Source organism: Xanthomonas citri pv. citri (genome assembly GCF_000961215.1).
In the GTDB taxonomy this organism is placed as follows: Bacteria; Pseudomonadota; Gammaproteobacteria; order Xanthomonadales; family Xanthomonadaceae; genus Xanthomonas; species Xanthomonas cissicola.
Genome location: NZ_CP008998.1, coordinates 1,966,537 through 1,983,587 on the forward strand (window position 1 = coordinate 1,966,537; position 17,051 = coordinate 1,983,587).

Below are 17,051 nucleotides of genomic sequence, written 5' to 3' on the forward strand. Positions count from 1 at the left end.
AGAGAGCCGGCAATCGCCTGGCGACTGCCCCTCATCTCTGTCGGTCGCTCAGGCCTGCGCGGCATGCACTGTTTCAACGTGTGATGACCTTGTCGTCACGCAACCCTTGGGCATTCGCCCGTCACCCGCTAAACTATGGCTTTCCGGGAGGCTTCAAGCCCCATGACCCCCCTGATTTTCGTTACCGGCGGCGTAGTGTCCTCGCTAGGCAAGGGCATTGCCGCCGCTTCGCTTGCGTCCATTCTTGAAGCGCGTGGCCTGAAGGTCACGATGATGAAGCTGGACCCGTATATCAACGTAGACCCGGGCACGATGAGCCCGTTCCAGCATGGCGAGGTCTACGTCACCGACGACGGTGCCGAAACCGACCTGGATTTGGGCCACTACGAGCGTTATGTGCGCACGCGCCTGTCGCGCAAGAACTCGGTGACCACCGGCCGCATCTACGAGAACGTCATCCGCAAGGAGCGTCGCGGCGATTATCTGGGCGCCACCGTGCAGGTGATTCCGCATATCACCGACGAAATCCGTCGCTGCATCGACGAGGCCACGGCCGGGTTCGATGTCGCGTTGATCGAAATCGGCGGCACCGTCGGCGACATCGAATCGCTGCCGTTCCTGGAGGCGATCCGCCAGGTGCGCACCGAGCGCGGCGCCGAAAAGGCAATGTTCATGCATCTGACGCTGGTGCCGTACATCGCGGCAGCCGGCGAGTTGAAGACCAAGCCGACCCAGCATTCGGTCAAGGAACTGCGCTCGATCGGCATCCAGCCGGACGTGCTGCTGTGCCGGTCCGAGCAGGCGGTGCCGGATTCGGAACGCCGCAAGATTGCGCTGTTCACCAATGTCTCCGAGCGTGCGGTGATCAGTTGCCCGGATATCGACGTGCTGTACGGCATGCCGCTGGAGTTGCTGCGCCAGGGACTGGACGAATTGGTCATCGACCAATTCAAGCTGCGCGACAAGGTGGCTGCAGCGGATCTGTCGGAGTGGGCGGCCGTGGTGGACGCGGTCAAGCATCCGCTGGACGAGGTCAACATCGCCGTGGTCGGCAAGTACGTCGATCACCAGGATGCCTACAAGTCCGTGGCCGAAGCGCTGCGTCACGGCGGCCTGCGTCAGCGCACCAAGGTCAACCTGAAGTGGCTGGAAGCGCAGGATCTTGAGGGCAGCGACATGTCTGCCTTGCAGGACATCGACGGCATCCTGGTGCCGGGCGGTTTCGGCGATCGCGGTTTCGAAGGCAAGGTGCAGACCTCCAAGTTCGCGCGTGAGCAGAAGGTACCGTATTTCGGTATCTGCTACGGCATGCAGGCGGCCGTGGTGGACTATGCCCGCCACGTCGCCGACCTGGATGCGGCCAACAGCACCGAGAACGATCGCCAGTCGCCGCACCCGGTGATCGGCCTGATCACCGAATGGCGCACCGCCACCGGTGAAGTGGAAAAGCGCGACGAAAAATCCGACCTGGGCGGCACCATGCGCCTGGGCCTGCAGGAGCAACGCCTGAAGCCCGGCACGCTGGCGCGCGAGGTGTACGGCAAGGACGTTGTGGCCGAGCGGCATCGTCACCGTTACGAGTTCAACAACCGCTATCGCACCCAGCTGGAAGACGCCGGGCTGGTGATCTCCGGCAAGTCGATGGACGACACCCTGGTGGAAGTGGTGGAGCTGCCGCGCGACACGCACCCGTGGTTCTTGGCCTGCCAGGCGCATCCGGAATTCCTGTCCACCCCGCGCGACGGCCATCCGCTGTTCATCGGCTTCGTGCGTGCGGCGCGCGAGAAGAAGGCCGGCGGGAAGTTGTTGAAGGAAGCGCGCGCGTGAGCAGTCCCTTCTCCTGTCGGGAGAAGGTGGCGCGAAGCGCCGGATGAGGGGGCGCCGCAACGCACTGGAAGATGACAGCCATGACGAGCGCGTCACCACGCGCCAGCCAGGGCAAACCATGGGGCTTCACAGGCGCTTCGCCAACCGAACCCTCACCCGACCCCTCTCCCGATGGGAAAGGGGCTCAGATGACTGCCTTCTCCCGCCGGGAGAAGGTGCCCCGTAGGGGCGGATGCGGGTACGGGCGAAGCCTCATGTGCCTAAATCATTCAACTATTACGTGCCAACCGTACCCTCGCCCCAACCCCTCTCCCAACCGGAGAGGGGCGTCAATCGAAATAAGGTGACCTGATGAAACTGTGTGACTTTGAAGTTGGCCTGGATCAGCCGTTGTTCCTGATCGCCGGCCCCTGCGTGATCGAATCGATGCAGCTGCAGCTCGACGTGGCCGGCAAGCTCAAGGAGATCACCGGCAAGCTCGGGGTCAACTTCATCTTCAAGTCGAGTTTCGACAAGGCCAATCGCACCTCCGGCACCAGCTTCCGTGGCCCGGGCCTGGAAGAAGGCCTGAAGGTGCTGGATGCGGTAAAGAAGCAGATCGGCGTGCCGGTGCTCACCGACGTGCACGAATACACCCCGATGAACGAGGTCGCGGCCGTTGTCGACGTGCTGCAGACCCCGGCATTTTTGGTGCGCCAGACCGACTTCATCAAGAACGTCTGCGCCGCCGGCAAGCCGGTCAATATCAAGAAGGGCCAGTTCCTGGCGCCGTGGGACATGAAGCCGGTGGTGGACAAGGCCAAGTCCACCGGCAACGAGCAGATCATGGTCTGCGAGCGTGGCGCGTCCTTCGGCTACAACAATCTGGTCAGCGACATGCGCTCGCTGAGCGTGATGCGCGACACCGGGTGTCCGGTGGTGTTCGACGCCACCCATTCGGTGCAGTTGCCGGGCGGGCAGGGCAGCAGTTCCGGTGGTCAGCGCGAGTTTGTGCCGGTACTGGCGCGCGCTGCGGTGGCAGTCGGCATTTCCGGCCTGTTCGCTGAAACCCACCCGGATCCGTCCAAGGCGCTGTCCGATGGTCCCAATGCGTGGCCGCTGGATCGCATGGAAGAACTGCTCGAAACCCTGATGGAGTTGGACACCGTCACCAAGAAGCATGGGTTTGCGCGTTTTGCGTGAGTTCTGAATCAGTGCGCGGCCGCTGCGGCGCACCGCCAGGATCGGCGGTGCGCCACTGGCCGGGGGGCGTGGACATTGGCCGCATCGATCGCGGCGTGGGCGTGCATGGCGGTGATGGCCGTTCTGCTTACCGCCAGCATCGGCATGCCGGGCGATGGCGACCATGCCATGCAAGCCACGCGGCTGCCGATGCGCATCACGCTGGCGGTGGCCATGATGGCCGCCGTCGGGAGCCTGGCCACCGGCTCGGCTGCGTTGCGGTTGGGTCGCCAGCCTGGTGTGGCGATCGCCGCGCTGACCTTGCTGCTGGTCGTGCTGTTGCTGTCTGGTCTGTCGCTGCTGGGCCTGATGGCGTAGCGGTCCGCCCGCGACGTGCTGCGTGTCGCGGCTGCATGCGATTTGGCAATGGACCGGTGTGCGGCGATAATCCGGCAGCTTGTTTCCGGTGTACTTCCCCCCTTACTGGTAACCGAACGGACCTATGACCACTATCGCCAAGATCCTCGCCCGCGAAATCCTCGACTCCCGCGGCAATCCCACGCTGGAGGCCGAAGTCACGCTGGACGACGGTTCGTTCGGCCGCGCGGCTGTGCCGTCGGGTGCCTCGACCGGTACCAAGGAGGCGGTGGAGCTGCGCGATGGCGACAAGACCCGCTACCTGGGCAAGGGCGTGCGCCATGCGGTGGACAACGTCAACGGCACCATCGCCGAGACGCTGAAGAACTTCGATGCGGCCGACCAGCAGGGCCTGGACCGTCGCCTGATCGATCTGGACGGCACCGAGAACAAGGGCCGCCTGGGCGCCAATGCGCTGCTGGGGGTTTCGCTGGCTGCCGCGCATGCCGTGGCAGCCTCGCGCAAGCAGCCGTTGTGGCAGTACCTGTCCACCATCACCGAGGCCGATGTGGCGCTGCCGGTGCCGATGATGAACATCATCAACGGCGGCGCGCATGCCGACAACAACGTCGACTTCCAGGAGTTCATGGTGCTGCCGGTCGGCTGCAGCTCGTTCTCCGAGGCGCTGCGCGCCGGTACCGAAATCTTCCATTCGCTCAAGTCGGTGCTCAAGGGCCACGGCCTGAGCACGGCGGTGGGCGACGAAGGCGGCTTTGCGCCGGACTTCCGCAGCAACGTCGAAGCGCTGGACACCATTCTCGAAGCGATCGGCAAGGCCGGTTACACCGCCGGCGAAGACATCCTGCTGGGTCTGGACGTGGCGTCCAGCGAGTTCTACGACAACGGCAAGTACAATTTGGTCGGCGAGAACAAGCGCCTGACCAGTGAGCAGTTCGTCGATTTCCTGGCCGACTGGGTCGCGCAGTACCCGATCATCAGCATCGAAGATGGCCTGGCCGAAGACGACTGGGCCGGCTGGAAGCTGCTGACCGATCGCGTCGGCAAGAAGGTGCAGCTGGTGGGCGACGACCTGTTCGTCACCAACCCGAAGATCTTCAAGCAGGGCATCGATTCGGGCACCGCCAACGCGATCCTGATCAAGGTCAACCAGATCGGCACGCTGACCGAAACGCTGGAAGCCATCGCGATGGCGCACGCGGCCAACTACGCTTCGATCGTGTCGCACCGTTCCGGCGAAACCGAGGACACCACCATCGCCGACATCGCCGTGGCCACCACCGCCACGCAGATCAAGACCGGCTCGCTGTGCCGCAGCGACCGCGTGGCCAAGTACAACCAGCTGCTGCGCATCGAGCAGGCGCTGGGCTCCGGCGCGCGTTACGCCGGCCGCGACGCGTTCGTTTCGATCAAGCGATAAGCCGTGCGCAACTGGCGCTGGCTACTGCTGGTGCTGGCGGTACTGCTGGCTTGGCTGCAGTACCGCTTCTGGTTCGGGCCTGGGAATTCCGGCGAAGTCATGATGCTGGAAGCCCAGGTCGCGCATCAGACACAGGACAACGAAGGTCTGCGCCAACGCAACCAGGCGTTGGCAGCAGAGGTGAAGGATTTGAAGGACGGCGAGGCGGCAATCGAGGAACGTGCGCGCAGCGAGCTGGGCATGATCAAACCGGGCGAGACGTTCTACCGCGTGGTCGAGGATGCGCCGCTGCCGGCACCTGCATCGGCTGAGGCGTCGGCCCCCGCACAGCAAGCGCCTGAGCCTGTCGATCCGGTGGATCACCCATGACCGGGTCCATCTGGGCAATCGTGCCGGCCGCCGGGCGCGGCACCCGTTTTGGCGGGCCGCTTCCCAAACAATATTTGCAGGCCGGCGGTCAGCCACTGATGGCGTACACGTTGGCGGCGCTGGCCGCGCATCCGGCGCTGGCCGGCATCATGGTGGCAATCGCCCCCGGCGATGCCGATTGGCCCGGCTGGACCGCGGTGCAGTCCAAGCCCGTGCTGACCTGTCTGGGGGGGGCGACCCGCGCAGCCTCGGTGCTGTCTGGTTTGCTGGCCTTGCCCGAGAGCGTGCGTGCCGACGATTTCGTGCTGGTGCACGATGCCGCACGGCCGAATCTGGCGCTGGCCGATCTGGATCGCCTGCTGGAAATCGGTCGCGGCGATCCGGTCGGCGCAATCCTGGCTGCACCGGTGCGCGACACGCTCAAGCGTGCCGGCGACGATGGCGGTATCGACGGCACCGAACCGCGCGAACGCCTGTGGCGCGCACTCACGCCGCAGTTGTTTCGTCGCCATCAACTGATCCGTGGACTCACCGAGGCCTCGGCGGCCGGTGTCGAGGTCACCGATGAAGCGATGGCGATGGAGCGGATTGGGCTACGCCCATTGCTGGTGGAAGGCGCCGAAGACAACTTCAAGGTGACGACCCCTGCGGATCTGGCGCGCTTCGAGTTTGAACTGGCCAACCGGGACTGTGGACCCGGGACCCGGGACCCGGAAAGCGCGCATCCCCAGTCGTCCGTTTCGGCCTCTGCTTTCTCCGGTCCCGGGTCCCGGGCCCCCGGTCCCGAAGAGATCTAATCCATGTCCTTCAATTTCAGAATCGGCCAAGGCTACGACGTGCATGCGTTCGGCCCTGGCGACCATGTGATGCTTGGCGGCGTGCGCGTGGCGCACAGCCATGGCGTGCTCGCCCATAGCGATGGCGATGTGGTGTTGCACGCCCTGTGCGATGCGATGCTGGGCGCGCTGGCGCTGGGCGATATCGGCCGGCATTTCCCGCCTTCCGATGCGCGCTGGAAAGATGCCGATAGCGCGCAGTTTCTGCAGCATTGCGATGGCTTGCTGCGCGAGCGCGGCTGGCGCGTCGGCAATGCCGACATCACCGTGATCTGCGAGCGCCCCAAGGTCGGTCCGCATGCGGTGGCCATGCGCGAGCGCATCGCCGACCTGTTGGCGATTGAACTCGATGCGGTCAGCGTCAAGGCCACCACCAGCGAACAATTGGGCTTCACCGGCCGCGGCGAAGGCATCGCTGCACAGGCCGCGGTGTTGCTGGGCAGGATCGCTGCGCCTCATCAATAGCGACACGTGCAGCGCTTGGCGCCGGAGCGGCGCCGATGCTGCCCGATGCAATCACCGCGCCGAACCACCCGGCGCACAGCGCGCCACCTCCGGCGCGAAGGCGAACCACACCATGAGCGAGACCTCTTTGCTGCCGCGTGCGCATGGCGCCGCGGTGCTCAGCGCGGCGATGCGCAGCACCCCGGACGATTTTCAGGTCGACGAGCTGCCGGCATTCGAACCCTCCGGCGAAGGCGAGCATCTGCTGCTCACCGTGCGCAAGCGTGGCCAGAACACGGCCTATATCGCCAAAAAGCTCGCGCACTGGGCCGGCATCGCCGAGATGGGCGTCAGCTATGCGGGTCTGAAAGATCGCCATGCAGTGACCACCCAGCGCTTCAGCGTGCATCTGCCCAGGCGCATCGCGCCGGATATCGCCGCGCTGGATGATACGCAGATGCAGGTGGTCGAGAGCAGTTGGCACAATCGCAAGCTGCAGCGCGGTGCGCTGCATGGGAACCGCTTCGTGCTGACGCTGCGCCAGGTGCAGGGCGAGCGCGATGCGATCGAGCAGCGGCTGCAGGCGATTGCTGCGCGTGGCATCCCCAATTGGTTCGGCGAACAACGTTTCGGTCGCGATGGCGGAAATGTGGCGGCTGCGCTGGCGATGTTCGGTCATGTGCAAGCTGACGACGGAACCTTGCTGCCGGCGCCCACATCCAGGCGGCGGCTACGCCACGATCAGCGCTCGATGTTGCTGTCGGCAGCGCGCTCGGCCTTGTTCAATCGCGTGCTCGGCGCACGCGTGGCGCAGGGGAGTTGGGATGGCGCACTGGAGGGCGAGGCGTGGATGCTGGACGGCTCGCGCAGCGTCTTCGGCCCGGAGCCGTGGAGCGAGGCCTTGGCCGAGCGACTGGCGCGTTTCGATATCCATCCCAGTGGCCCGTTGTGGGGCGCTGGCCAGTTGCGCTCGACCGACCAAGCGGCAGCGGTGGAGCAGGGCGCATTGTCCGACCCGCCATCCATCGCATTGCGCCAAGGCCTGGAAGCTGCGGGATTGAAGCAGGAACGCCGCGCCCTGCGCTTGCGTCCGCACGGTCTGGAGTATCAATGGCTGGAGCCGCAGACCCTGCAGCTCGCCTTCGCGCTGCCGCCCGGTTGCTATGCCACCGCAGTGCTGTGGGAATTGGGAGATGTCGCCGACGCCGGTCGCTTCAACGTCGACGTACGCGCCGATGCGTGATCGCGTGCGGGTGCTGGTCGATCTGCGCGGGACAGCATGTGACGGCCCAATCTTGCTGTGCGCGCAGGAGCGGCCTTGGCGGTCGCTGAGGCGATAGTGGATCAATCGTGGCGCGACGAAGCAGTGCCAGCTCCCTAAGGGCGCAACAAGACTTGGTTCGCATCAGGCGAGCCATGCGCGAAAGACTTTCCAGACAACACGTCGCCGCGCGCAATCGCTGCCATTCCGAATCAATCGCGCGTCACCATCGGCCTATCGCCGCGCCAGCAACACCAGCAGCGCCCCGGTGCCGCCCTGCGTCGGCGGCGCGGAATGAAACGCCAGCACATCGTTGCGTTGACGCAGCAGCCGGTCCATGAGGTTCTTCAGCACAGGCGCGCCGTTGTCCGATTGCAGTCCCTTGCCGTGGATGATGCGTACGCAGCCATGTTCGTGCGCATGTGCTTCCAGCAGGAACTGGCGCAGCAACGATTCGGCCTGGGCTGCGGTGGCGCCGTGCAGGTCCAGTTCGTCCTGCACCGAGAATTGCCCGCGCTTGAGCCGTTGGAACACGCGGGTGGGAAGGTTCTCGCGCCGATAGCTGGCGGTGTCGCCCGCTTCCAGCGGCGCGCTGTCGCGCAGCAGGCGCGCAAATTCGGTGTGCGCTTCGGCGTCATCGCGCTCGGCCATGCGCGCGCGGGGCTTGGGCCGCGGCTTGGCATTGGCCGGTGGGGCGACTTCACGAATCGGCTTGACCGCGCCGATCGCTGCGCGGAACAACGCGCCGTCGTCTTCGTCTTCAGGATGCGACATTGGCACAGCGTACCCGGTCCAAGCGCAGACGCACGCGAAGATCAAGCGCGAAGGCGCGGGACGCATCCGGTATCATGGCCCGGTTTTCCGAGGAGTCCCATGCGCGTACTGGTTAGCAACGACGACGGTGTCGACGCCCCCGGCATCCAGGTTTTGGCCGAGGCGCTGCGCCATGCCGGTCATGAAGTGATGGTGGTCGCGCCCGACCGCGACCGCTCCGGCGCCAGCAATTCGCTCACGCTGGATGTGCCGATCCGCACCCGCCGCATCGACGCGCAGACCTGCGCAGTGGCCGGCACGCCCACCGACTGCGTGCATCTGGCGCTCACCGGCATGCTCGATTACGACCCGGACATCGTGGTCTCCGGCATCAACAACTCGGCCAATCTGGGCGACGACGTGATCTATTCGGGCACCGTGTCGGCCGCAATGGAAGGCCGCTTCCTCGGCTTGCCGGCGGTGGCGGTGTCGCTGGTCACGCACAACCACCAAGCGCACAACTACGACACCGCCGCGCGCGCTGCGGTGGAAATCGTGGCGCGGCTGAAGGCCGACCCGTTGCCTGCCGACACCATCCTCAACGTCAACGTGCCGGATCTGGCATGGTCGGATGTGCTCGGTTTCGAAGTCACCCGGCTCGGCAATCGCCACCGGTCCGAGCCGTGCGTGCCGCAGCGCGATCCGCGCGGCCACACCGTGTACTGGATCGGCCCGGCCGGTCCCGAGCAGGATGCTGGCGCCGGTACCGATTTCCACGCCGTGCGTACCGGACATATCTCGATCACGCCGATCCACGTCGATCTCACCCGTTACCAGGCACTGGACACCGTTGCCGGCTGGGTGGGTGGGCTGACCGCAGCGCTGGACGGCCCGGCATGACGCCGAGGCTGCGCCTGCAACCGGAATCGGTCGGGATCGGCATGACCTCGCAGCGCGTGCGCGACCGCCTGGTCGAGCGCCTGCGCGAGGCCGGCATCCAGGACGAGTCCACGCTCAATGCAATGCGCACCGTGCCGCGGCATCTGTTCATCGATGAAGCGCTGGCCTCGCGCGCCTACGAAGACACCGCGCTGCCAATCGGCCATGGCCAGACCATCTCCCAGCCCTGGGTGGTGGCGCGCATGACCGAAGCGGTGCTGCAGGTTGCCCCGACCAAGGTGCTCGAAGTGGGCACCGGCTCCGGCTACCAGGGCGCGATCCTGGCGGCGCTGGGGTTGGAGGTCTACACCGTCGAGCGCATCGGCGACCTGCTGCGGCAGGCGCGCAAGCGCTTCCGGCATCTGGGCATGAATGTGCGCAGCAAGCACGACGACGGCCGCATCGGCTGGCCCGAGCATGGTCCGTACGACGCCATCGTGGTGACCGCCGCGGCACCGGCGTTGGTCGATGCACTGATCGATCAGCTGGCGGTCGGCGGACGCCTGGTCGCGCCGGTCGGCGGTGCTTCCTCGCAATCGTTGGTGCAACTCACCCGCGGGGCCGATGGCGCGATCGAACAACAGGTTCTGGCGCCGGTCACGTTCGTCCCGCTGTTGTCGGGCATGCTGGATTGAATCCATGAGAGTCCTTCGATGAAGATTTTTGGGCCGTTGTACGACGTGGCCATCCGTTGGTCGCGCCATCGCCGCGCACCCGCGCTGCTGACCGGTCTCAGTTTCGTTGAGGGCTTCATCTTTCCGGTGCCGCCGGAAGTGATGTTGGCACCGATGTCGCTGGCCGAGCCCAAGCGCTCGCTCTGGTTTGCGACCTTGAGCCTGATCGGCTCGATCTGCGGCGCCCTGGTCGGTTATCTACTCGGCCATTTCGCCTTCGCCGCGCTGCAGCCGCTGATCGAATGGCTGGGCTGGAGCGCGAAGATCCAGCAGCAGATCGAAACCCTGCGCACGCTGGTCGCCGATTCGCCGTGGAAGGCGTTCTGGGCGCTGGTCCTGGTCGGTTTCACCCCGATCCCGCTGAAGATCTTTACCTGGGCCTCGGGCGTGGTCGGCGTGCCGATCCTGCCGTTCATCGCCAGCATGCTGGTCGGGCGCGGCAAGCGCGTGTATCTGGTGGCCGGCGCGATCCGCCTGGGCGGTGCGCGCGCCGAAGCGGCGCTGCATCGCTGGATCGAGCCACTGGGCTGGGTTGCAATGGCGGTGCTGGCGGTCGGTGCGGGGTGGTTGGTGTGGAAGACAACGAACGGATGAGCAAGACGCAGATGAATTCGGCACGCAAGACAGCAGTCATGCTCGCAATCGCCATCGGGCTGACCGCCTGTAGCAGCGCAACGGTGGTGCGTTCGCCCGGAGCGAGCGGTAGCGGGGCGTCGTCGCGTCCCAGTGCCGCGCCGCGCCCTTCGGTGCCGCGTCCGGGTGCCACCGTCACCGTGCAGCGCGGCGATACCCTGTACGCGATCTCGCGCCGTACCAATATCACCGCCGCGGATCTGGCCGCCTGGAATGGCCTGTCTTCGCCGAACACCATCTATCCCGGTCAGACGCTCAAGTTGTATCCGCCCGGTGCCAGCAAGCCGGGTGGCAGCGCGCCGGTGGCTGGCGGCACTGTGGCGCCGCCGCGCCCTGCTGTGCCGATCGCCGCACCGGTCAGTAGCGGATTCTCCTGGCGTTGGCCGGCCGATGGCGTCGTGGTGGGCACCTTCGTCACTGGCGAAACCACCAAGCAGGGCGTAGACATCGCCGGCACCAGCGGCCAGGCCGTACGTGCTGCCGCCGATGGCGTGGTGGTGTATTCGGGCGCCGGCCTGGTCGGCTACGGCGAACTGATCATCATCAAGCACAACGACCAGTGGCTATCCGCATACGGTCATAACCGCAAGCGCCTGCTCAACGAAGGCCAGAGCGTCAAAGCGGGGCAGCAAATTGCCGAAATGGGCCGCAGCGGCGCCTCCCGCGACATGTTGCACTTCGAGATCCGCTACAACGGCAAGCCGGTCGATCCGTTGCTGTATCTGCCTAAGAAGTGAATGGGGAGTAGAGAATAGGGAATGGGGGAAACGCGCGCCGCGGCAATCTGGGGGCGCGGGCAACGAGGTGAGTGCTTACTGATACTGTTCGCGCAAATTCTGCTTGACAGCGAAAGCGTGCTCCGCCTGCTCTCCCGATTCCCGATTCAGCCCGGCAACACCATCGCCAACGCCACCCGCCGGCCTTCGCTGGCCAGTACGTTGTAGGTGCGTGCGGCGGCGGAATTGGTCATCGCTTCCAGGCCGATGCCGCGGGTCAGGCAGGCCGCCAGCACGTCGGTCTTGGGGAATAACTGGCGCTCGCCGGTGCCGAGCAGGATGACGGCTGGATTGAGTGCCAGCACCGCCTCCATATGACTGGCCTGGAGTTGCTCCAGCGCCTGGACCGGCCAGTAGTCCACCAGCTCATCCGGCATCAGGATAAAGCTCTGCTGCAGGATCTGGTCGTTCACCTTGGCGTGGCGGCCGTCGGCCGCGCGCAGCGCATAGGTGTAATCGGGGTGTTCCTGACTTAAAGGCATGACGAACTCGTTGGCTCAGCCGCGCGGCAGCACGATCTGGCGCTTTTCCTTGCTGGGGCGGTACAGAATGGCGACGTGGCCGATGCGCTGCACCAGCGCACTACCAGTCTGCTCGACCAGCTCGGCAATCATCGCATCACGGGTCTCGCGATCTTCCGATGCCACCTTCACCTTGACCAGTTCGTGGCGCTCGAGCACTTCCTCGAGTTCTGCCAGAAATGCCGGCGTGACCCCTTTGCCGCCGGTCTGCAGCAAGGCTTTGAGGTCGTGGGCCTGGCCGCGCAGGAAACGGTTCTGGGCGGAGGTGAGAACAATGGACATGCAGGATCGAAGGGAAGCAAAGGGTGTTCAGGGTATCATGGCGACCCGTTCGGACCCCTCTGCCAATGCCTTCCCGCAGTAAAAGCAGCCAGCGCTGGCTCAAGGAACACTTCGCCGACCCTTACGTGAAGAAGGCCCAGGCCGAGGGCATGCGCTCGCGCGCGGCCTACAAGCTGGAAGAGTTGCTGCAGCGCGACCGCCTGCTCAAGCCGGGCATGGTGGTGGTCGATCTGGGCGCGGCGCCGGGTGGCTGGTCGCAACAGGTACGCAAGTCAATGGGCGACAGCGGCCGGGTGGTGGCGCTGGATATCCTGGACATGCCGGCCCTGGCAGGCGTGGAGTTCCTTCACGGCGACTTCAGGGAGCAGGCCGTCCTATCCCAATTCGAAGCGATGCTGGGCGATGTGCCGGTGGACCTTGTGCTGTCGGATATGGCCCCCAATAAGAGTGGCATGGATGCGGTCGACCAACCGCGGATGATGCACCTGGCGGAATTGGCCATGGAATTTGCCGACACCCACCTCAAGCCGGGCGGGGCGTTCCTGATCAAGCTGTTCCAGGGTGTCGGGTCCGACGACTACATTCGCGAGCTTCGCCGCCGCTATGAAAAGGTGACGATTCGCAAGCCGGCGGCCTCGCGCAAGCGCTCCCCGGAAGTTTATGCGCTCGGTCAGGGCAAGCGTGTCCAGATCAAGTAAGCTGCCAATGACCGCCGTATTTCAAGCATTGAAGAGTAGAGGGCACCGGAGCCAATGAGGATGAACGACTTGACCAAGAATCTGCTGCTGTGGGTGGTCGTCGCAGTTGTGCTGATGGTTGTCTTCCAGAGCTTCTCGCCGCGGATGGCGGGCGGCGTCGGTGCCGACTCGATCACCTACACCCAGTTCCTGAAGGAAGTGGACTCCGGGCGCGTCAAATCGGTGGATTACACCGACGAGACCAACCTGGCCGTCAACGCGATCCGCTTCAAGCGCACCGACGGCAGCGAGGCCACCGTCTACGGTCCCCGCGACGACAAGCTGGTCGACGTGCTGTACAGCAAGAACATCGAAATGACCCGCCAGAAGCCCTCGACCGGCCCTGGCTTCTGGTCGCTGGTGCTCAATTTCCTTCCCGTCATCCTGATCATCGGCTTCTGGCTGTTCATCATGCGCCAGATGCAGGGGGGTGGTGGCGGCGCGAAGGGCGCGATGAGCTTCGGCAAGTCGCGCGCCAAATTGCAGGGCGAGGACCAGATCAAGATCACCTTCGCCGACGTCGCCGGTTGCGACGAGGCCAAGGAAGAAGTGGGCGAATTGGTGGACTTCCTGCGCGACCCGACCAAGTTCACCAAGCTGGGCGGCAAGATTCCGCGAGGCGTGTTGATGGTCGGCCCGCCGGGTACCGGCAAGACCCTGCTCGCCAAGGCGATCGCCGGCGAGGCCAAGGTGCCGTTCTTCAGCATCTCCGGTTCCGACTTCGTCGAAATGTTCGTCGGCGTGGGTGCCAGCCGCGTGCGCGACATGTTCGAGCAGGCCAAGAAGCACGCGCCATGCATCATCTTCATCGACGAAATCGATGCGGTGGGCCGTCATCGCGGTGCCGGTCTCGGCGGCGGGCATGACGAGCGCGAGCAGACCTTGAACCAGCTGCTGGTCGAAATGGACGGTTTCGAGGGTGGCGAAGGCGTGATCGTGATTGCGGCGACCAACCGTCCCGACGTGCTGGATCCGGCGCTGCTGCGTCCAGGCCGTTTTGACCGTCAGGTCGTGGTCGGCCTGCCGGACGTCAAGGGCCGCGAGCAGATCCTGCGCGTGCACATGCGCAAGCTGCCGCTGGCCGACGATGTCGTGCCGATGGTCATCGCCCGCGGTACCCCGGGTTTCTCGGGCGCCGACTTGGCCAACCTGTGCAACGAGGCAGCATTGTTCGCGGCGCGTGGCAGCGAGAAGGAAGTCCGCATGGACCACTTCGACCGTGCCCGCGACAAGATTCTGATGGGTGCCGAGCGCCGCTCGATGGCCATGAGCGAGGACGAGAAGACCCTTACCGCGTATCACGAGGCGGGCCACGCCATCGTCGGCCGTCTGGTGCCGGAGCACGACCCGGTCTACAAGGTCACCATCATTCCGCGTGGCCGCGCGCTCGGCGTGACGATGTATCTGCCGGAAGGCGACCGCTACTCGATGAACCGTGTCGCGATCGAGTCGCAGCTGTGCTCGCTGTACGGTGGTCGCGTTGCCGAAGAGCTGATCTTCGGCGGCGACAAGGTCACCACCGGTGCGTCCAACGACATCGAGCGGGCCACCAAGATGGCGCGCAACATGGTCACCAAGTGGGGCCTGTCCGACGAGCTTGGCCCGGTGGCCTATGGCGAGGAAGAGGACGAGGTGTTCCTGGGCCGTTCGGTGACCCAGCACAAGAACGTTTCCGACGAGACCGCGCGCAAGATCGACGAAGTGGTGCGTTCGATCCTGGACAAGGCCTACAGCAAGACCAAGACCATCCTCACCGAGAACCTGGACAAGCTGCACGCGATGTCGCAGTTGTTGCTGCAGTACGAAACCATCGACGTGCCGCAGATCGATGCCATCATGGAAGGCCGCGAGCCGCCGCCGCCGGCTGGTTGGGGCAAGTCCGACAAGGACGGTGGCAACAACAACGACAAGGGTAGTCCGCGTCCATTGCCGCCCATCGCCGGACCCGCCGAGCAACTCTAAGCCGGCCATGCACTGATCTGCGAGGCATCCATCAAGGCCGGGGAGCGATTCCCGGCCTTGATGCGTTATCGGGCTGCGTCGATGCCCACGTATGGGCGACCATAATCATCCAGGAGACACCGCCGATGTTCGAGACCGCCCTCACGCTGGATTGCGCCGGCCGCAGCCTGCGACTGGATGCGCCGCAGGTGATGGGTATCGTCAATGTCACGCCCGATTCGTTCTCCGACGGCGGCCAGCATGCGACCTGCGCAGCGGCGATCGCCCATGGGTTGGTACTGGTTGAGCAGGGCGCTGCGGTGCTGGATATCGGTGGTGAGTCCACCCGCCCGGGCGCTGCGGCGGTCTCGGTTGAAGAAGAATTGCAGCGGGTCATCCCGGTCATCGAAGCGCTGGCGCAACGTACCAGCGTGCCGATCAGCGTGGACACGTTCAAACCGGAGGTCATGCGCGCGGCGGTCGCAGCCGGCGCCGGCATGATCAACGACGTCTATGCCCTGCGTTCGCCCGGTGCGCTGGAAGCGGCGTCGGATCTGCGCGTGCCGGTGGTCTTGATGCATGCGCGCAGCGCGCCGCATGCCATGCAGGACGCGCCGCACTACGACGATGTCGTCGGCGAGGTGCACCGGTTTCTGGCCGAGCGCATCTTCGCCGCCGAGATGGCCGGAATCGACAAGCGCCGGCTGGTCCTGGACCCGGGCTTTGGCTTCGACAAAACCACCACGCACAACCTCACCCTGCTTGCGCAGCTGCAGCGACTGCAGGAGTTCGGTTTGCCCGTGCTGGCCGGGCTGTCGCGTAAGCGCAGCATCGGCGAGCTGACCGGGCGCGAGATCGCCGCCGATCGTGTGCACGGCTCGGTGGCCGCGCATCTGATCGCCGCGCAACATGGCGCGCTGCTGCTGCGCGTGCACGATGTGGCGGCAACCGTGGATGCGTTGAAGGTGTGGAAGGCGATGGCGGCCATTCCCGTCCCGCGTGTCAGCGCGCCCGCCACGCCCGCGATGCGTTGGCCGGACGAGGACTGATGGCTGTCGACCAACGCCCGCTGGCGATCGCCGTGATGGGCCCCACTGCCAGCGGCAAGACGGCGCTGGCGCTTGAGGCTGCAGAGCGCTGGAATGGAGAAATCGTCAGCGTCGATTCGGCGCTGGTGTACCGCGGCCTGGAAATCGGCGCAGCCAAGCCGGATGCGGCGATGCGTGCGGCGGTTCCGCATCATCTGCTCGACCTGCGCGATCCCTGGCAGGTGTATTCGGCAGCGGAGTTCGCCGCCGATGCACGCCAGGCGATCGCGCAGATCGTGGCGCGCGGCAGGTTGCCGATTCTGGCCGGCGGCACGGGGCTGTACTTTCGTGCGCTGCTGGAAGGTTTGTCGCAGCTGCCCGAGGCCGACCAGGCCGTGCGTGCATCCATCGCCGCCGAAGCTCAGCAGATCGGTTGGGCCGGCTTGCACGCACAACTGGCACGCGTGGACCCGGTGGCAGCAGCGCGCATCCATGCGACCGACCCGCAGCGCATCCAGCGGGCGCTGGAGGTCTACCGCATCAGCGGGCGGCCGATCAGCGCGTGGCAGGCGCTACCGCCAGGGCCGCGCCTGCCGGTGCGCGTGTTGAAGGTGGTATTGGCGCCACGCGAGCGCGCGGTGCTGCATGCACGTATCGCACACCGGCTGGATGCGATGCTGGCGCAGGATTTTCTGACCGAAGTGCGGCGCCTGCGGGCGCTGCCGCAGCTCCAGGCGGTGGCAGCCCCGCTGGATCTGCCGGCCGTGCGCGCGGTCGGCTACCGCCAGGCCTGGCAGTATCTGGACGGGGCTGGCAGCCTGGCCGAGTTCCGCGACAAGGCGATCCAGGCGACCCGGCAACTGGCCAAACGCCAGCTCACCTGGCTGCGCGGCGAGCTCGACGCGCGCTGGTTCGACCCGGAGCGTGACCGCCATCAATTGGAGGACGCAATTGTCGGCTTCCTCGCTGATCGTCCCGCTGTACGGCAGGCTTCAGGCGTGTAACATCCCGTTTCCGGGACCGGCTGGGGATAGCAGGTGTCGACCGGAACAATAAGAACAATAATGAAGAGGA

19 protein-coding genes are annotated in these 17,051 nt (G+C 65.5%); 16 read left to right on the top strand and 3 right to left on the bottom strand.

All coding sequences use genetic code 11. The features are described from left to right. The first annotated feature begins 162 nt into the window (after positions 1–162). The 8 genes from pyrG to truD all read left to right on the top strand — a co-directional run bounded on the left by pyrG (position 163) and on the right by truD (position 7,675). Positions 163–1,827 carry a CTP synthase gene (pyrG, locus tag AMD14_RS09200; RefSeq protein ID WP_003481821.1) on the top strand — a complete coding sequence of 555 codons (1,665 nt, stop codon included), beginning with the start codon at positions 163–165 and terminating at the stop codon, positions 1,825–1,827. Between the two features lie 351 nt (positions 1,828–2,178). Further along, a complete protein-coding gene (gene kdsA / locus AMD14_RS09205) occupies positions 2,179–3,009 on the top strand; it encodes a 3-deoxy-8-phosphooctulonate synthase (protein ID WP_003481823.1) in 831 nt (276 codons plus the stop codon). A 114-nt stretch (positions 3,010–3,123) separates the two neighbouring features. Next, a complete protein-coding gene (locus tag AMD14_RS09210; RefSeq protein ID WP_040107746.1) occupies positions 3,124–3,366 on the top strand; it encodes a hypothetical protein in 243 nt (80 codons plus the stop codon). 124 nt (positions 3,367–3,490) lie between these two features. Next, positions 3,491–4,783, top strand: a complete 1,293-nt coding sequence (gene eno / locus AMD14_RS09215) for a phosphopyruvate hydratase (RefSeq protein WP_003481827.1) — start codon at positions 3,491–3,493, stop codon at positions 4,781–4,783. A 3-nt stretch (positions 4,784–4,786) separates the two neighbouring features. Further along, positions 4,787–5,152 (top strand): cell division protein FtsB, encoded by a 366-nt coding sequence (gene ftsB / locus AMD14_RS09220; protein WP_011051106.1) that lies wholly within the window; start codon positions 4,787–4,789, stop codon positions 5,150–5,152. Beyond that, complete coding sequence (gene ispD, locus AMD14_RS09225) at positions 5,149–5,949, top strand: 2-C-methyl-D-erythritol 4-phosphate cytidylyltransferase (protein ID WP_011051107.1); 801 nt, start codon at positions 5,149–5,151, stop codon at positions 5,947–5,949. Before ftsB ends, ispD begins: the two co-directional genes overlap by 4 nt. Positions 5,950–5,952: 3 nt before the next feature. Continuing rightward, a complete protein-coding gene (ispF, locus tag AMD14_RS09230) occupies positions 5,953–6,453 on the top strand; it encodes a 2-C-methyl-D-erythritol 2,4-cyclodiphosphate synthase (protein ID WP_003481833.1) in 501 nt (166 codons plus the stop codon). Positions 6,454–6,565: 112 nt separating this feature from the next. After that, positions 6,566–7,675 (top strand): tRNA pseudouridine(13) synthase TruD, encoded by a 1,110-nt coding sequence (truD, locus tag AMD14_RS09235; protein ID WP_011051108.1) that lies wholly within the window; start codon positions 6,566–6,568, stop codon positions 7,673–7,675. A gap of 252 nt (positions 7,676–7,927) precedes the next feature. Here the strand turns inward: truD and AMD14_RS09240 are convergent, their stop codons facing one another. Beyond that, the gene (locus AMD14_RS09240; RefSeq protein WP_003481836.1) at positions 7,928–8,467 is read right to left on the bottom strand and encodes a Smr/MutS family protein; all 540 of its coding nucleotides are present in this window, start codon (positions 8,465–8,467) and stop codon (positions 7,928–7,930) included. Positions 8,468–8,566: 99 nt separating this feature from the next. Here AMD14_RS09240 and surE point away from each other — a divergent pair, with 99 nt between their 5' ends. Genes surE through AMD14_RS09260 form a run of 4 tightly spaced genes read left to right on the top strand, consistent with a single transcriptional unit; the run spans position 8,567 to position 11,429 of the window. Beyond that, positions 8,567–9,346, top strand: a complete 780-nt coding sequence (gene surE / locus AMD14_RS09245; protein WP_005915011.1) for a 5'/3'-nucleotidase SurE — start codon at positions 8,567–8,569, stop codon at positions 9,344–9,346. Further along, a complete protein-coding gene (locus AMD14_RS09250) occupies positions 9,343–10,020 on the top strand; it encodes a protein-L-isoaspartate(D-aspartate) O-methyltransferase (RefSeq protein ID WP_003481841.1) in 678 nt (225 codons plus the stop codon). The genes surE and AMD14_RS09250 overlap by 4 nt, the downstream gene beginning before the upstream one ends. A gap of 18 nt (positions 10,021–10,038) precedes the next feature. Beyond that, positions 10,039–10,653, top strand: coding sequence for a YqaA family protein (locus AMD14_RS09255; protein WP_003481846.1), 615 nt, complete (start codon positions 10,039–10,041; stop codon positions 10,651–10,653). Further along, the gene (locus AMD14_RS09260) at positions 10,650–11,429 is read left to right on the top strand and encodes a peptidoglycan DD-metalloendopeptidase family protein (protein ID WP_011051109.1); all 780 of its coding nucleotides are present in this window, start codon (positions 10,650–10,652) and stop codon (positions 11,427–11,429) included. Before AMD14_RS09255 ends, AMD14_RS09260 begins: the two co-directional genes overlap by 4 nt. 146 nt (positions 11,430–11,575) lie before the next feature. Here the strand turns inward: AMD14_RS09260 and AMD14_RS09265 are convergent, their stop codons facing one another. Together AMD14_RS09265 and yhbY are read right to left on the bottom strand one after the other, a co-directional pair. Continuing rightward, a complete protein-coding gene (locus tag AMD14_RS09265; RefSeq protein WP_003481850.1) occupies positions 11,576–11,950 on the bottom strand; it encodes an Mth938-like domain-containing protein in 375 nt (124 codons plus the stop codon). Positions 11,951–11,965: 15 nt separating this feature from the next. Continuing rightward, a complete protein-coding gene (gene yhbY / locus AMD14_RS09270) occupies positions 11,966–12,271 on the bottom strand; it encodes a ribosome assembly RNA-binding protein YhbY (RefSeq protein ID WP_011051110.1) in 306 nt (101 codons plus the stop codon). Between the two features lie 65 nt (positions 12,272–12,336). Here yhbY and rlmE point away from each other — a divergent pair, with 65 nt between their 5' ends. The 4 genes from rlmE to miaA all read left to right on the top strand — a co-directional run bounded on the left by rlmE (position 12,337) and on the right by miaA (position 16,981). Next, the gene (gene rlmE, locus AMD14_RS09275; RefSeq protein WP_005915021.1) at positions 12,337–12,969 is read left to right on the top strand and encodes a 23S rRNA (uridine(2552)-2'-O)-methyltransferase RlmE; all 633 of its coding nucleotides are present in this window, start codon (positions 12,337–12,339) and stop codon (positions 12,967–12,969) included. A gap of 60 nt (positions 12,970–13,029) precedes the next feature. After that, positions 13,030–14,970, top strand: coding sequence for an ATP-dependent zinc metalloprotease FtsH (ftsH, locus tag AMD14_RS09280; RefSeq protein WP_003481854.1), 1,941 nt, complete (start codon positions 13,030–13,032; stop codon positions 14,968–14,970). A 125-nt stretch (positions 14,971–15,095) separates the two neighbouring features. After that, positions 15,096–15,998, top strand: coding sequence for a dihydropteroate synthase (folP, locus tag AMD14_RS09285; RefSeq protein ID WP_011051111.1), 903 nt, complete (start codon positions 15,096–15,098; stop codon positions 15,996–15,998). Continuing rightward, complete coding sequence (gene miaA, locus AMD14_RS09290) at positions 15,998–16,981, top strand: tRNA (adenosine(37)-N6)-dimethylallyltransferase MiaA (protein WP_011051112.1); 984 nt, start codon at positions 15,998–16,000, stop codon at positions 16,979–16,981. The genes folP and miaA overlap by 1 nt, the downstream gene beginning before the upstream one ends. Positions 16,982–17,051: the final 70 nt, after the last annotated feature.

Excerpts from the sequence above, each read along its gene's own strand:
- pyrG (WP_003481821.1), top strand. The coding sequence starts at position 163 with ATGACCCCCCTGATTTTCGTTACCGGCGGCGTAGTGTCCTCGCTAGGC.
- kdsA (WP_003481823.1), top strand. The coding sequence starts at position 2,179 with ATGAAACTGTGTGACTTTGAAGTTGGCCTGGATCAGCCGTTGTTCCTG.
- AMD14_RS09210 (WP_040107746.1), top strand. The coding sequence starts at position 3,124 with ATGGCCGTTCTGCTTACCGCCAGCATCGGCATGCCGGGCGATGGCGAC.
- eno (WP_003481827.1), top strand. The coding sequence starts at position 3,491 with ATGACCACTATCGCCAAGATCCTCGCCCGCGAAATCCTCGACTCCCGC.
- ispD (WP_011051107.1), top strand. The coding sequence starts at position 5,149 with ATGACCGGGTCCATCTGGGCAATCGTGCCGGCCGCCGGGCGCGGCACC.
- ispF (WP_003481833.1), top strand. The coding sequence starts at position 5,953 with ATGTCCTTCAATTTCAGAATCGGCCAAGGCTACGACGTGCATGCGTTC.
- truD (WP_011051108.1), top strand. The coding sequence starts at position 6,566 with ATGAGCGAGACCTCTTTGCTGCCGCGTGCGCATGGCGCCGCGGTGCTC.
- AMD14_RS09240 (WP_003481836.1), bottom strand. The coding sequence starts at position 8,467 with ATGTCGCATCCTGAAGACGAAGACGACGGCGCGTTGTTCCGCGCAGCG.
- surE (WP_005915011.1), top strand. The coding sequence starts at position 8,567 with ATGCGCGTACTGGTTAGCAACGACGACGGTGTCGACGCCCCCGGCATC.
- AMD14_RS09250 (WP_003481841.1), top strand. The coding sequence starts at position 9,343 with ATGACGCCGAGGCTGCGCCTGCAACCGGAATCGGTCGGGATCGGCATG.
- AMD14_RS09255 (WP_003481846.1), top strand. The coding sequence starts at position 10,039 with ATGAAGATTTTTGGGCCGTTGTACGACGTGGCCATCCGTTGGTCGCGC.
- AMD14_RS09260 (WP_011051109.1), top strand. The coding sequence starts at position 10,650 with ATGAGCAAGACGCAGATGAATTCGGCACGCAAGACAGCAGTCATGCTC.
- AMD14_RS09265 (WP_003481850.1), bottom strand. The coding sequence starts at position 11,950 with ATGCCTTTAAGTCAGGAACACCCCGATTACACCTATGCGCTGCGCGCG.
- yhbY (WP_011051110.1), bottom strand. The coding sequence starts at position 12,271 with ATGTCCATTGTTCTCACCTCCGCCCAGAACCGTTTCCTGCGCGGCCAG.
- rlmE (WP_005915021.1), top strand. The coding sequence starts at position 12,337 with ATGCCTTCCCGCAGTAAAAGCAGCCAGCGCTGGCTCAAGGAACACTTC.
- ftsH (WP_003481854.1), top strand. The coding sequence starts at position 13,030 with ATGAACGACTTGACCAAGAATCTGCTGCTGTGGGTGGTCGTCGCAGTT.
- folP (WP_011051111.1), top strand. The coding sequence starts at position 15,096 with ATGTTCGAGACCGCCCTCACGCTGGATTGCGCCGGCCGCAGCCTGCGA.
- miaA (WP_011051112.1), top strand. The coding sequence starts at position 15,998 with ATGGCTGTCGACCAACGCCCGCTGGCGATCGCCGTGATGGGCCCCACT.